This window comes from Streptomyces sp. NBC_00239, from assembly GCF_036194065.1.
In the GTDB taxonomy this organism is placed as follows: Bacteria; Actinomycetota; Actinomycetes; order Streptomycetales; family Streptomycetaceae; genus Streptomyces.
In genome coordinates this window covers 1,181,578-1,194,639 of record NZ_CP108095.1, presented here as the reverse complement: position 1 = coordinate 1,194,639, position 13,062 = coordinate 1,181,578, and the positions used below count along the sequence as shown (strand labels likewise).

Annotated in this window: 13 protein-coding genes; 8 read left to right on the top strand and 5 right to left on the bottom strand. The window is 73.7% G+C overall.

Annotation, left to right across the window (positions count from 1 at the left end; genetic code table 11):
• Positions 1-32 precede the first annotated feature (32 nt).
• On the top strand, positions 33-419 hold the full coding sequence (locus OG764_RS05260) for a hypothetical protein (protein ID WP_328967203.1): 387 nt from the start codon (positions 33-35) through the stop codon (positions 417-419).
• A 246-nt stretch (positions 420-665) separates the two neighbouring features.
• Positions 666-1,607: an aldo/keto reductase gene (locus OG764_RS05255; protein WP_328967202.1), complete on the top strand. Its 942-nt coding sequence runs from the start codon at positions 666-668 to the stop codon at positions 1,605-1,607.
• 91 nt (positions 1,608-1,698) lie between these two features.
• Here OG764_RS05255 and OG764_RS05250 read toward each other — a convergent pair whose 3' ends face one another.
• A complete protein-coding gene (locus OG764_RS05250; protein ID WP_443055851.1) occupies positions 1,699-2,610 on the bottom strand; it encodes a glycoside hydrolase family 19 protein in 912 nt (303 codons plus the stop codon).
• A gap of 160 nt (positions 2,611-2,770) precedes the next feature.
• Complete coding sequence (locus OG764_RS05245) at positions 2,771-3,199, bottom strand: SSI family serine proteinase inhibitor (protein ID WP_328967201.1); 429 nt, start codon at positions 3,197-3,199, stop codon at positions 2,771-2,773.
• A gap of 299 nt (positions 3,200-3,498) precedes the next feature.
• Here OG764_RS05245 and OG764_RS05240 point away from each other — a divergent pair, with 299 nt between their 5' ends.
• On the top strand, positions 3,499-4,935 hold the full coding sequence (locus tag OG764_RS05240) for an amidase (RefSeq protein ID WP_328967200.1): 1,437 nt from the start codon (positions 3,499-3,501) through the stop codon (positions 4,933-4,935).
• A 63-nt stretch (positions 4,936-4,998) separates the two neighbouring features.
• Here OG764_RS05240 and OG764_RS05235 read toward each other — a convergent pair whose 3' ends face one another.
• Both OG764_RS05235 and OG764_RS05230 read right to left on the bottom strand, forming a co-directional pair.
• On the bottom strand, positions 4,999-5,460 hold the full coding sequence (locus OG764_RS05235; RefSeq protein WP_328967199.1) for a Crp/Fnr family transcriptional regulator: 462 nt from the start codon (positions 5,458-5,460) through the stop codon (positions 4,999-5,001).
• Positions 5,461-5,577: 117 nt separating this feature from the next.
• Positions 5,578-6,207: an alpha-ketoglutarate-dependent dioxygenase AlkB family protein gene (locus OG764_RS05230; protein WP_328967198.1), complete on the bottom strand. Its 630-nt coding sequence runs from the start codon at positions 6,205-6,207 to the stop codon at positions 5,578-5,580.
• Between the two features lie 176 nt (positions 6,208-6,383).
• On the opposite strand from OG764_RS05230, the gene OG764_RS05225 reads away from it, so the two are divergent.
• Positions 6,384-7,031, top strand: coding sequence for a helix-turn-helix domain-containing protein (locus OG764_RS05225; RefSeq protein WP_328967197.1), 648 nt, complete (start codon positions 6,384-6,386; stop codon positions 7,029-7,031).
• A 156-nt stretch (positions 7,032-7,187) separates the two neighbouring features.
• Positions 7,188-7,316, top strand: coding sequence for a DUF6126 family protein (locus OG764_RS05220; RefSeq protein ID WP_328972884.1), 129 nt, complete (start codon positions 7,188-7,190; stop codon positions 7,314-7,316).
• A gap of 48 nt (positions 7,317-7,364) precedes the next feature.
• On the opposite strand, the gene OG764_RS05215 is transcribed toward OG764_RS05220, so the two are convergent.
• On the bottom strand, positions 7,365-7,829 hold the full coding sequence (locus OG764_RS05215; protein ID WP_328967196.1) for a MarR family winged helix-turn-helix transcriptional regulator: 465 nt from the start codon (positions 7,827-7,829) through the stop codon (positions 7,365-7,367).
• Between the two features lie 145 nt (positions 7,830-7,974).
• On the opposite strand from OG764_RS05215, the gene OG764_RS05210 reads away from it, so the two are divergent.
• From OG764_RS05210 to OG764_RS05200, 3 genes are all read left to right on the top strand, one after another.
• On the top strand, positions 7,975-8,760 hold the full coding sequence (locus OG764_RS05210; RefSeq protein ID WP_328967195.1) for a dioxygenase family protein: 786 nt from the start codon (positions 7,975-7,977) through the stop codon (positions 8,758-8,760).
• 194 nt (positions 8,761-8,954) lie between these two features.
• Positions 8,955-9,518: a DoxX family protein gene (locus tag OG764_RS05205; RefSeq protein ID WP_328967194.1), complete on the top strand. Its 564-nt coding sequence runs from the start codon at positions 8,955-8,957 to the stop codon at positions 9,516-9,518.
• A gap of 258 nt (positions 9,519-9,776) precedes the next feature.
• Entirely contained in the window at positions 9,777-13,007 is a 3,231-nt protein-coding gene (locus OG764_RS05200) for a TIM-barrel domain-containing protein (protein WP_328967193.1), read from the top strand.
• Positions 13,008-13,062 lie beyond the last annotated feature (55 nt).

Below are 13,062 nucleotides of genomic sequence, written 5' to 3'. Positions count from 1 at the left end.
TCCCCCGCGGCCCCGGTGTCGTTGACCCGGGCATGATGGATGTGTTGCCCGAAGCGGCGGCGCCGGGCGTCGGGGACCGTGCCGCGCAGGCCGCGGAAGCCGCCTGTCACCTGCACGACGCCGTCGGCCCGGGGCGCTGGAGCAGGGAGGCGGCGGAGGACGCCCTGGAGGTCATCGAGACCACCGCGCAGGCCCTGGCCACCGCCCACCCGGACGCTCCCGGGGCCCTCGCCCCGGTGTACGCGGCCCTCGCCGGGCTCCGCCGCAGCCTCGGGCTGCCGCCGCCCGATCCGAGCCTGCCCGGCGCCGGACTGCCGCTGCCCGCACGGGTGCTCGGGAACCCGCGCCGGTCACGGCTGGTCGGCCCGGTGGCCGTACCCCGGCCGGCCCCGGAACCGTACGCCGCCGTCAACGCCTGACCGGCGGCCGGCAGCCGGCGGCGGTCCGCGACCCCGGCAAGGCAGCGGTCCGCCAGCCCGGCAGGACGCGGGATCGCCGCTGCGGGACGGCGGGAGTCGCCCCGGCAGGACGGCCGTAGGCGGCCCCACCGGTCCTGGACGCGTCCTCGACCGCGACCCGGCCGGGCCACCGTCCACCCGTGCGAAGCTGGGCCCGTACGGATCTTCGATCACCGGGCACCGACAACGAACGGGAGCCGTCCCACCATGCGTTACGTACCCCTCGGCAGCTCCGGGCTGCGTGTTTCCGCCGTAGGCCTCGGCTGCAACAACTTCGGCTGGCTCCTCGACGCCCGCGCCACCCAGGAGGTCGTCGACGCGGCGATCGACGCGGGCGTCACCTTCTTCGACGGCGCCGACATCTACGGCACCCCGCGCGGACGCTCCGAGGAACACCTCGGCCAGGCCCTCAAGGGCCGCCGCGACGAGGTCGTGCTCGCCACCAAGTTCGGCTACGACTCGGCCGACATGGGATACGGCCCGGCCGCGGGCGCGCTGGGCGGCCGCGCGTACATACGCCGCGCCGTCGAGGCCTCGCTGCGCCGACTGGACACCGACCGCATCGACCTCCTCCAGCTGCACAGCTACGACCCGGCCACCCCGCTGTCCGAGACCCTGGCGGCCCTGTCCGAGCTGGTCGCCGAGGGCAAGGTCCGCTACATCGGCCACTCCAACTTCACCGGCTGGCAGCTCGCCGAGGCCGCCCACACGGCCCGCGAGACCGGCTCGGTGCCCTTCGTCTCCTCGCAGAACGAGTGGTCGCTGCTGGACCGCGGCGCCGAGGCCGAAGTCCTGCCCGCCGCCCGCAACTACGGCGTCGGCGTGCTGCCCTACTACCCGCTCGCCAACGGCCTGCTGACCGGCAAGGTGCGCCGCGGCGCCCCGGTGCCGGCCACCTCGCGCCTCGCGGACGAGCAGGACTACATCGCGGAGCGCATCGACCGCGTCGAGGCGCTGGCCGGCGTCGCGGAGAAGAGCGGGCGCTCCATGCTCGAACTCGCCATCGGCTGGCTGACCGCACAGCCGGGCTGCTCCTCGGTGATCTCCGGCGCCACCTCGCCGGAGCAGGTCCGCGCCAACGCGGCCGTCGGGGACCTCGTCCTCGACGCGGAGCTGCTCGACGAGATCGAGGCGGCCTGCCCGCGCTGACCCGGCGTACGGGGTAACGGGGTACGGGCTCCGGTGCCGGGCGCGTCGCCACGGCGCCGGAGCCCGCGTCCCTCCGTGTCGGCCCCGGGGGTCAGCAGGCGAGGTTGGCGCCCGGGTCCACGCCGAGGACCTGGGTGTAGCGCCGGTAGCTGTCGATGCGGCTCTGCACCTGGGCGGGGTTGCCGCCGTTGCACTCCAGGGCGCCGTTGATGGAGCGGATCGTCTCGCCGAAGCCGGATCCGTTGGTCATGGCCGCGTGGGCGGTCATCGTGCCGGGTCCGTTCTGCGTGTTCCAGTACCAGAGCGCGGTCTTCCAGGCGACGGCCGCGTCCCGCTCCACGAGGTAGGGGTCGGCGAGCAGGTTGATGCCGAGGGCGTCGCCCGCCGCCTTGTAGTTGAAGTTCCAGCTGAGCTGGATGGGGCCGCGGCCGTAGTACGCCGACCGGCCGGCGGGGCAGCCGTAGGGCTGCGTCGCGTCGCAGTAGTGCGGGTAGTTGGCGGTGTTCTGCTCGACGACGTGCACCAGCCCGCCGGTCTCGTGCGCGACGTTGGCGAGGAAGGCGGCGGCTTCCCGGCGCTTGACGGTGTCGCTGCCGGTGCGGGCGAAACCGGGGTACGCGGACAGTGCGGCGGTCAGCCCGTTGTACGTGTAGAAGGAGCTGCGGTTCGGGAACATCTGCTGGAACTGGGCCTCGGTGACCACGAATCCGGACGGCTGCCCGGGGTCCGGGTCGGGCGTGGTGCCGCCGCAGCCGCCCTGGTCGGCCCAGACGCCCCACTGTCCGGTGGTGCCGGGGGTCTCGCCCTGGGTCCACCACTTCGCCTGCCAGTTGTGGCCGGCGTGCGAGACGGTCGCGCCGCCCGTGTAGACGGATCCGGTGGCCCACGGGCTCGCGCAGTTCGCCGCGGCCGCGGGGGAGGCGGGGAGGGCGAGGGCGAGCGCGCCCGCGGTGGCGGCGGTGGTCAACAGGGCCAGGGTGCGGCGGCGTAGCGCACGTATCACGGAACTGCTCCTTGGGTGGGGGGAGTTGCCGTCGGAGCCGACGGGCGTACCGCCACTGAACCCAAATGGTCTGGACCTGTCAAGGTCTAGACCAAGCATGTGTGCGGGCCGGCCGGGTGCGCGCACCCGGCCGGCCCGTCCCCTCCTCCGGTGGACTCGGTCAGAAGTCGAAGACCGTCCCGCTCCCGTTGTCCCGCGTGCACGGGTTCCCGAACGTGTGCGCGTAGCTGAACCGCAGGCCCTGCCACACCCCGTCGGCCGTCACCGTCACCGGGTCCCACTCGCGGGTACAGGGACCCGCTGCGCCGCCTTCCGTGACCGTGTCCAACCGGGCGCCGGTCGCCAGGAGTTCGGCGCAGGCGCCGGCCGGGTCGGGATGCGTGCCGGCGGCCGTGGGGGCGCAGGTGAGCGTCACCGCCCGCAACACCGCACCGCCGTCCTCCGGTGTCCCCTCGGACACGGTGAGGACCAGCGCGGAGGGTGCGTAGAGGCTCGCCGGTCCGGTGGGTGCGGCGCCCGCCGTGCCGCTGACCGCGGTGAGGGCGAGGGTGGTTGCCGCAATGCCGAGACTCCGTGCGATGAACCGCATGTCGAACACTCCCGAGGGTGGATTTCGGTTATCGGACGGCAGTCTTGCCCACCCGGAGGTGCGCCGCACGCGCCGCACGCCAATTCGCGTCACTCATGGTGACCCCATAGGTGCAGATCGTGGCACCGGGGAGGCTCTGACCTGTGCTGCGATCCGGAAGCGAATCGTCCGAAGAGCGCCCCGCCCGACGCGTCCGGCCCGATCCCGCCCGGCTCAACGGCCGTCCGTCCCCTGGTGGTTACCCGGTGGTACTGCAAGGATCGGCGGCACGCACCGGGCGAGGGAGAGGGCTGGCACGCATGGCCGAGCTGCACGATCTGACGGCACTGGAACAAGGCGACGCGATCCGCACGGGCACGCTGTCGCCCACGGAACTGGCCGAGCACTACCTGCACCGCATCGACCGGCACGACGCCACCCTCGGCGCGTTCGTGACCGTCACCCCCGAACTGGCCCTCGCGCAGGCCGCGCAGGCCGGCGAGGACGTCCTGGCGGCCCGCCGGGAAGGCCGCGAGACCGGCCCGCTGCACGGGGTGCCGGTCCCCGTGAAGGACCTCAACTTCGTGGCGGGGGTGCGCTGCACGCTCGGCTCCCAGGCGTACGCCGACCACGTCCCGGACCGCGACGACCACACCGTCACCCGGCTGCGCGCGGCCGGCACCGTGATGCTGGGCAAGACCAACACCCCCGAGTTCGGCCTGCCCTGCTACACCGAGAACAACCTCGCGCCGCCCGCACGCACGCCCTGGGACCTCGGCCGGTCGGCCGGCGGCTCCTCGGGCGGCGCGGCCGCCGCGGTCGCCGGCGGTCTCGCGCCGCTCGCCCACGCCTCCGACGGCGGCGGCTCGATCCGCATCCCCGCCTCGGTCTGCGGGCTGTTCGGGATCAAGCCGAGCCGCGGCCGGGTGGCCGCCGGGCCGGTGCTCCACGACGTCACCGGCCTGTCCACGCAGGGCCCGCTGGCCCGGACCGTCGCCGACGCCGCGGCGCTGCTGGACGTGCTGGCCGGACCCGCCGGCGCCGCCGGCCCGTACGGCGCCCCCTCACTGCCGCCGGGGGAGAGCTTCCTGGCGGCCGCCCGGCGCGCGCCGGGGCCGCTGCGGGTCGTGGCGCTCCCCGAGCCGCCGGTGCCCGGGATCGCGCTGCACCCCGAGTGCCGGGCCGCCTTCGACGGTGCCGTGGCGCTCCTGCGCGGACTCGGACACCAGGTGGACGAACTGGAACTGCCCGCCGACGAGCAGCTCCTCGACTCCTTCACCCGGGTCTGGGAGGTCATGGCCACCACCCTGCCCGTCGCCCCCGAGGACGAGAAGCTGCTGATGCCGCTCACCCGGCACCTGCGCGAGGAGGGCGGCAAGATCGGGGCCACCGCGTTCGCCGGCGCCCTGTACGCCTTCCGGGCCCTGGGCGAGATGATCTCCGACGCGCTGCTCGGCACGTACGACGTCATCCTGACCCCGACGCTGGCCCAGCTGCCGGCGCTGGTGGGCGGGCTGCGCAACGACGAGGACCCGGGAGCCGAGTTCGCGGGCCTGGCCGCCTTCACCCCCTACACCCCGCTCTACAACGCCACCGGCCAGCCGGCCGTCAGCGTGCCGCTGCACTGGACGGACGAGGGGCTGCCGGTCGGGATCATGCTGGGCGGCCGGTACGGCGACGACGCCACGCTGATCTCGCTGTCCGCCCAGCTGGAGGCGGCGCAGCCCTGGGCGGCCCGGCGGCCCGCGCTCTGGTGAGGGGGTCGGCCGGACCGGGGTGCCCGGCCGGGCGGGTGCGGCCCGTACGGCCGGAGCGCGCTGTCAGCCCGCGCGGCCGAGGTGCGGGGCGTAGAGATCGAGCAGCCGGGTCCTGGTCTGATGGAGGCGCTGGGCCAGGACCCGGCCCACCCAGTGCCCGAACGCCGAGCCGAAGGCGGGGTCCGCGTCCATCATCACCCGCACGCTCGTCGCGTCGAATTCGTAGGCCCGCACCGGGGTCATCGCCTCGGCGCTCAACTGCCAGACGTACGGCGGGAACAGCCAGGACCAGCCGACCAGTTCGCCGGGTCCCAGGCTCTCGATCACGGTGGGGCGGCTGCCGGCCACGGGTATCTCCAGGGTGACCGTCCCCGAGCGGACGATCCAGAAGGCTTCGGCGCGGGCGCCCTCGGAGAAGATGCGGTCGCCGTCCTGGAAGGCGACCTCGCGGGCGATCGCCATCAGGCGCCCGCGGTGGTCGGCGGACAGGACTGCGGCGATGCGGGTCGGGGACGGTGTGCTCACGGCGGCCTCCGCTCTCGTACCCCCCTGCCCTCAGTGTGGCCGAGGGGAGCCCGATGCGGCCATGCCCGGCCGGAACCTCTTGCGATCGGGCCTTCGGCGGGCTCGGGCCGGGCGGGGTCAGGACACGCCGCGGGTCCGGAACTGGACGCTGATCCGCGGCCCCACGGCGCGCGCCGATTTCGGTACGGCGTGCTCCCAGGTGCGCTGGCACGACCCGCCCATCACCACCAGGTCCCCGTGCCCCAGCGGCAGCCGCACGGTCGCGGCGCCGCCGCCGCGCGGGCGCAGGGCCAGGTCGCGGGGGTCGCCCACGGACAGGATCGCGACCATGGTGTCCTCGCGCGCGGAGCGGCCGTTGCGGTCTCCGTGCCAGGCCACGCTGTCGCGCCCGTCGCGGTAGAAGCAGAGGCCGGCGGTCGTGAACGGCTCGCCGAGCTCCCGGGCGTAGTGCCGCGACAGGTCGTCGCGGGCCCGCGCGAGCGCGGGGTGCGGCAGCGGGTCGCCGTCCCCGTAGAAGGCCAGCAGCCGGGGTACGTCGACCTCGCGCTCGTACATCCGCCGGCGCTCGGCCCGCCAGGGCACGCCGGCGGCCAGCTCCTCGTACAGCGCGTCGGCGCCGCTCAGCCAGCCGGGCAGCAGGTCGAACCAGGCTCCGTCGCCCAGCTCGGTGCGCCGCAGACCGGCCAGCGGGACGAGTCGGATCTCGTCGGCCTGGTCGAAGAGGGAGCCCTGGAGCGATGCGTGCATGGCCCCATTCTAACGAAGGATTCGAATGTGTGCTCGAATCGCGGAGTGGGCGGGGTGAGGGGGGAGGGGCGTGGAGTCGGGGGTGTGTGTGGGGGTGTTTCCTCAGGGGGATGCGGGATTTGCCTCAGAGGCAAGGGAGCTTGCCGGGTAGGCAAGGCTCTGGCTCAATCGGAGGCATGAACCCCGACGCCCCGTCGCAGCAGGAGCCGGAACCGGAGTCGCAGCCCGAGTCCGGCCCGGACGAGCTTCCCGCCGTGGCCCCGCAGCTGCGGGACCTGCGCCGGCGCACCGGCCTGACCCTGGAGGCCGCGGCCGCCCGGGCCCGGCTCTCCCCGGCGCACCTGTCGCGCCTGGAGACCGGTCGCCGCCAGCCGTCGCTGCCGATGCTCCTGGGCCTCGCCCGCGCCTACGGTACGACGGTATCCGAGCTGCTCGGCGAAACACCGCCGGCCGCGGATCCCATCGTACGGGCGGGCGGGACGGGCGCCCGGGAGGCGGACGGCTGGACGTACTGGCAGGCCGGCGGCTCCGGGCGCGGCATGCAGGCGCTGCGGGTCCACGTGCCGTACGGCCGCAGCCAGGGCGAGCTGGTCCGGGTCCATCCGGGCGAGGAGTGGCTCTACGTGCTGGCCGGCGGGCTGCGGCTGCACCTGGGTGACACCGAGTACCGGCTGGAGCCCGGGGACAGCGCCCACTTCGACTCGCTCACCCCGCACCGGATCGCCGCCGTGGCGGCCGGCGGGGCAGAGCTCCTCTTCGTCCACACCCTGTTGCAGAGCACGATCGCCGGGCTGTGCCTCGGCGGCGGCGCCCCGCGGCGCTGACACCGCTCCGCCACCGCACCCACATCGAGGGGATCCGCCATGCCCGAAGACCAGACGCAGACGCACGTGCAGGAACAGGAGCAGGCGCAAGCCCCGTCCCAAGCTCAGGCGCACGCCCCGAAGCGAGCGCAGGGGGCGCAGGCGCAGCCGCCGGGCGTGCGGGCGCGCATCGAGGCGAAGTTCCCGAGGGGGCTGGTGATCCGCCTGTTCGCGTACCTCTTCGCGGGCCACCTCTTCGCGTTCTTCCTCTACCTGCTCTTCGCCCTGGGCGGCGAGGGCCGGTGACGGCGCGGAGGCGGGCCGGTCACCGGCGGTCCGCTTCCCGCGGTGGGGTCACGCCGTGGTGGCGCGCAGCCTGCGGGTCACCTCGCCGAGACCGTCGGCGATCGCGGTCAGCTGCTCCGGCGTGAGCACGTCGATGAGCAGTTCGCGGACCGTGCCGACATGGCCCGGGGCGGCCCGCTCGAGCAGCTCCCGGCCCGCCTCGGTGAGGACCGCGTAGACGCCCCGTACGTCGGAGGGGCAGCTGCGGCGGCGCACCAGGCCCCCCTTCTCCAGCTGGCCGACCTGGTAGGTCAGGCCGCTCTTCGAGTTGATCAGCGCATCGGCGAGCTCGGTCATGCGCAGCTCCCCGTCGGGGACCGCGGAGAGCCGGACCAGGATCTCGTACTGGGCGTGCGAGAGGCCCGAGTCTTCGCGGAGCTGCTGGTCGAGGCGCCGGTTCAGCAGGGCCCCGGCCGCCAGGAACGCCTTCCAGGCCCGCATCTCGCTCTCGTCGAGCCATCTCGTGTCTCCCATGGGACCCACCCTACGGTAGTTGTTCAAATTCGAATCACGGCGTAGGGTCGGAATCGCCGGTTCGAATTTGAACCACACCTGTCGGATCGGGATCCCGTCCGGATGCCCGCCCGTCCTCGGCGCGCCCACACTGGGAGAGAGCACGATGACCACCGCGACCCCCGGGCGGATGCCCGCCCTCTACCTCAGCCACGGCGCGCCCCCGCTGGCCGACGACCCCCTGTGGCCCGGCCAGCTCGCCGCCTGGTCCGCCGGGCTGCCCGGGCCCCGGGCGATCCTGATGGTCTCCGCCCACTGGGAGGAGGCCCCGCTGGCCCTCGGAGCCACCGAGCCGGTCCCGCTCGTCTACGACTTCTGGGGCTTCCCCGAGCACTACTACCGAGTGCGGTACGAGGCCCCCGGCGCGCCGGAGCTCGCGGAGAGCGTGCGCAAGCTGCTGCGCGCACCCGGCACGCCCGTGCAGGACATCCCCGACCGCGGCCTCGACCACGGCGCGTACGTCCCGCTCGTCGAGATGTTCCCCGAAGCCGACATCCCGGTGCTCCAGGTGTCCATGCCCACCCTGGACCCGCGCCGGCTCATGGACATCGGGCGCAGGCTCGCGCCGCTGCGCGACGAGGGCGTGCTCATCGTCGGAAGCGGCTTCTTCACCCACAACCTGGCCGCGCTGCGCCACCCCGGGCCGGGCGTGCCCGGCTGGTCCACCGAGTTCGACGACTGGGGGCGCCGCGCCCTCGAAACCGGTGACGTCGACGCGCTGCTCGACTTCGAACACAAGGCGCCCGCAGGGCAGTTGGCCCACCCGCGCACCGAGCACTTCGCCCCGCTGTTCGTGACGCTCGGCGCCGCCCACGAGGAACTCGACTCCGGCCGCACGGCCGTCGACGGCTTCTGGATGGGGCTGTCCAAGCGCTCCCTCCAGTTCGGCTGACCGTCCGCCGCCGTCGCCCTGCCCGTACCCGTACCCGCGGAAGCGTCGGCACCAGCACCGGCACCGGCGCCCGTATCCGCATCCGCATCCGCACCCGCATCCCCGTCCCCGTGCGCGTCCGTATCCCCGCGCGCACCCGTACCGCCGCCGCCGTTCCCGGCGCGCGTCCGACACAGAGAGAGAACCGCCCCTCCATGAGCGCGACTTCCGCCACCACCCCCCGCACCGACGCCGTCCCCGACGCCGGCGGCGCCCCGCACCCGTCGACCCTGCACGGCTACGACCTCGGTCTGCTGCTGCTCCGCCTCGTGGTCGGTCTGACGGTGGCCGGGCACGGTGTCCAGAAGCTGTTCGGCTGGTTCGGCGGCGGCGGCATCGACGGCACCGGCGCCTTCTTCAGCTCCAGCGGCTACCCGGCCGGCGACGCGATGGCCGTCGTCGCCGGGCTCACCGAGACCCTCGGCGGCCTCGGCCTGGCCCTCGGCCTGCTCGCCCCGCTCGCCGCCGCGGCCGTCGCCGGCACCATGGTCAACGCGCTGGCCGTCGCCTGGAGCGGCAGCTTCTTCGTCGCCGCCGGCGGCGTCGAGTACGAGGTGCTGCTGGTGGCGGTCTCCGCCGCGCTGGCGCTGACCGGTCCCGGCCGGTACGCCCTCGACCGCTTCGTGCCCGTCGTGCGCAGCCACCGTCTCCAGTACGGCGCCGCGGCGCTCGGCCTCGCCGCGGTCCTCGCGGCGGCCACCCTGCTCGCGCGCTCGTAACCCGGTAGGCGCAGGCAGGACACGGGACCAGGGGTCCGACGGCAGCTCCGCTGCCGTCGGACCCCTGTGCGTTGCGGCCTCCGCACGGCCGCCGACACCTGATGCTTGAAGATGATTGATAATCGCCAGTTTCAAGCAACTTCTTTCAAACGGAACGGTCTTCGCGCTATGTTGCCGGGCGCATGCCAAACAACTCGCGTGTCGCGAGGGTGGCTTCCGCGCGCCCTCGGACCGCATGACGAGCTGCTGGAGCTGCCCATGAGACTCGGCCTGCTACGCCGTTCGCGCCCGGCCCCGGCCCGGGACGCGCACCCGCACCCGCATCGACCACGACCGCGCAGGAGCCGGGGGCGCGGGCGCGCCCTGGGCACCGTCCTCGCCACCGCACTCGCCGCGGCGGGTCTGGCCGCCATCGCCCCCGCCGGCCCCGCGGCCGCCGCCTCGGCGGGTTCGGTCACCGGATTCAGCCAGTCCGGCAACACCTTCACCGTCACGGCGTCCACCGGCGCCAAGGCCCGGGTGGTCGTGGCCCGTTCCGACATCTTCCGGATCTGGCTGTCGCCCGACGGTGCGTTCACCAACGACCCGGCCGGCTCGGACCTCGCCACCACGACCGACTTCGGCGCGGTCAGCCCCGCGTACTCCGACGCGGGAAGCTACTACCGGATCACCACCGGGGCGCTGTCCATCCGCGTGAACAAGTCCCCGCTGCAGTTCTCGGTGTACCGCGCCGACAACACCACGCCCGTGTGGCAGGAGACCCAGCCCACCAGCTGGACCGGCACGCAGACCACCCAGTACCTGGCGCGCGGCGCCGACGAGCAGTTCTACGGCACCGGGCTGCGGCTGGGCGAATGGGCCCTGCGCGGCAAGACCGTCCCGGTGGCCGTCGACAACAAATGGCGCGAGAACAACAACGCCAGCCCCGCGCCCTTCTACATGTCCACCAACGGCTACGGCGTGATGCGCAACACCTGGGCGCCCGGCTCGTACGGATTCAACGCGCCCGGCACCTTCACCCACGACGAGAAGCGCTTCGACGCCTGGTACTTCACCGGGAACTCCCTCAAGGAGGTGCTCGACGCCTACACCGATGTGAGCGGCAAGCCCTTCATGGCGCCGATGTGGGGCCTCGAACTCGGCAACGCCGACTGCTTCAACGCCTCCAACCCGGACTACCAGGGCGACCACAACCGGGCGCGCCACCAGACCACCCCGGACGTGGTCGGCTACGCCACCGACGCCCGCGCCGCCGACATGCCCTCCGGCTGGTTCCTGCCCAACGACGGCTACGGCTGCGGCTACACCGCACCCCTGAAGTCGACCGTGGACGCGCTGCGCGCCAAGGGCTTCCAGACCGGCCTGTGGACCTCGACCGGCCTGTCCGGCATCGGTGACGAGGTGGGCACGGCCGGCACCCGGGGCGTGAAGACCGACGTCGCCTGGATCGGCAGCGGCTACAAGTACGCCTTCGACGGGGTGAAGCAGGCCGTCGAAGGCATCGAGAAGAACTCCGACGCGCGGCGCTACGTGTGGACCGTCGACGGCTGGGCGGGAACCCAGCGCAACGCGGTCGTGTGGACCGGGGACACCCACGGCACCTGGGACGACATGCGCTGGCACGTGCCCGCCATCGCCGGGGCCGGCCTGTCCGGCTTCAACTACGCCTCCGGCGACGTCGACGGCATCTTCGGCGGCAGCCCCAAGACGTACGTGCGCGACCTGCAGTGGAAGGCGTTCACACCGGCCTTCATGACCATGTCCGGCTGGGGCGCCACCAACCCGGCGGCCGGCTACCAGGACAAGCAGCCCTGGCGGTTCGCCGAGCCCTACCTGTCCGTCAACCGCAAGTACCTCAAGCTCAAGATGCGGCTGATGCCCTACCTGTACACCATGAGCCGCATCGCCCACGAGAGCGGTGTCCCGAGCACCCGCGCCCTGGTCCTCGAATACCCCGAAGACCCGGTCGCCCGCGGCAATCTGACCAGCGGTCAGTTCATGGCGGGAGACTCCTTCCTGGTCGCGCCGGTCGTCTCCGACACCACCGTCCGCGACGGGATCTACCTCCCGGCCGGCACCTGGACCGACTACTGGACCGGCAAGACGTACGCCGGACCGGGCTGGCTCAACGGCTATGCGGCGCCGCTCGACACCCTGCCGCTGTTCGTCAAGGGCGGCTCCATCGTGCCGATGTGGCCGCAGATGAACCACACCGGCGAGAAGCCCGTGTCCACCCTCACCTACGACATCCACCCGCGCGGCAGCTCCTCCTTCACGCTGTACGAGGACGACGGCCTGACCCGGGCCCACCAGAACGGCGCCTACGCGCGCCAGCGCGTCGACGTCACCGCGCCGGCCACCGGAACCGGTGACGTCACGGTCTCCGTGGGAGCGGCCAACGGCAGCTACGCCGGCAAACCCGCGTCCCGCGGCTACGAGTTCAGCCTGCACGTCGCCGGCGCGCCCGGCACGGTCACCGCCGACGGCGCGGCGCTGCCCGCCCTCGCCTCGAAGACCGCCTACGACGCGGCCGCCACCGGCTGGTACTTCGACCCGGCCGACCGGGCGGGCATCCTGTGGGTCAAGACGGGCAGCAAGTCCGCCGCCTTCACGCTCACCGCGACCGGCATCCGGCTGCCCGCCGCCGACCCGATCCCCGCCGGTACCGCCATCCCGCAGGCCGGCTGGAGCCTCGCCTACGTCGACAGCCAGGAGACGGCCGCGGAGAACGGCGCCGCGACGAACGCCTTCGACGGGAACCCGGCCACCAAGTGGCACACCGCCTGGTCCTCGGGCCGGCCCGCCGCGCTGCCCCACGAGATCCAGATCGACCTCGGGGCCCGCTACGCCCTCGACGGGCTGGGCTACCTGCCCCGCCAGGACGGCGGCTCCAACGGGCGGATCGGCGGCTACGAGGTGTACGTCTCGGACACCACCGCGGCCTGGGGCTCCCCGGCCGCGACCGGTACCTTCGCCGACACCGCCGCCGGGAAGACCGTACCGCTCGCCGGGCGGACCGGCCGCTACCTGCGGCTGAAGGCCCTCACCGAGGCCGGCGGGCGCGGGCCGTGGACCAGCGCGGCCGAGATCACGGCTACGGGCCGGGCGGCGCCGCTGCCCGGAGACGCGACGCTCGTCAACGCCGCGTCCAGCAGCTGTATCGACCTGCCGTTCAGCGCCACCACCCCCGGCACCGAGCCGACCCTGTACTCCTGCCACGGCGGCCCCAACCAGCGCTGGACCCTCCAGCCGGACGGCAGGCTGACCGGGCTCGCGGGGGTCTGCCTCGACGGGACGGCCGCCACCATGGTGACCATCCAGCCCTGTGCCGGAACACCCGGCCAGACCTGGACGGCCGGGCCGCAGAGCACCCTGCGCAACGGCGACCGGTGTCTGGCGCCGGCGGGCTCCGCCACCGCCAACGGCACCAAGCTCACCCGGGCGGCCTGCGACAACAGTGCCGCCCAGCGCTGGACCTTCACCCCGTGACGGCCGGCGTCTGACCCGTGTCCCCTGCCAGGCTCCCGCCGCCCTCTTGTGCCAT

What these genes read in the sequence shown, in the direction of transcription:
- OG764_RS05200 (WP_328967193.1), top strand. Translation starts at nt 9,777, where the DNA reads ATGAGACTCGGCCTGCTACGCCGTTCGCGCCCGGCCCCGGCCCGGGAC.
- OG764_RS05260 (WP_328967203.1), top strand. Translation starts at nt 33, where the DNA reads ATGATGGATGTGTTGCCCGAAGCGGCGGCGCCGGGCGTCGGGGACCGT.
- OG764_RS05255 (WP_328967202.1), top strand. Translation starts at nt 666, where the DNA reads ATGCGTTACGTACCCCTCGGCAGCTCCGGGCTGCGTGTTTCCGCCGTA.
- OG764_RS05245 (WP_328967201.1), bottom strand. Translation starts at nt 3,199, where the DNA reads ATGCGGTTCATCGCACGGAGTCTCGGCATTGCGGCAACCACCCTCGCC.
- OG764_RS05215 (WP_328967196.1), bottom strand. Translation starts at nt 7,829, where the DNA reads ATGGGAGACACGAGATGGCTCGACGAGAGCGAGATGCGGGCCTGGAAG.
- OG764_RS05240 (WP_328967200.1), top strand. Translation starts at nt 3,499, where the DNA reads ATGGCCGAGCTGCACGATCTGACGGCACTGGAACAAGGCGACGCGATC.
- OG764_RS05225 (WP_328967197.1), top strand. Translation starts at nt 6,384, where the DNA reads ATGAACCCCGACGCCCCGTCGCAGCAGGAGCCGGAACCGGAGTCGCAG.
- OG764_RS05210 (WP_328967195.1), top strand. Translation starts at nt 7,975, where the DNA reads ATGACCACCGCGACCCCCGGGCGGATGCCCGCCCTCTACCTCAGCCAC.
- OG764_RS05205 (WP_328967194.1), top strand. Translation starts at nt 8,955, where the DNA reads ATGAGCGCGACTTCCGCCACCACCCCCCGCACCGACGCCGTCCCCGAC.
- OG764_RS05230 (WP_328967198.1), bottom strand. Translation starts at nt 6,207, where the DNA reads ATGCACGCATCGCTCCAGGGCTCCCTCTTCGACCAGGCCGACGAGATC.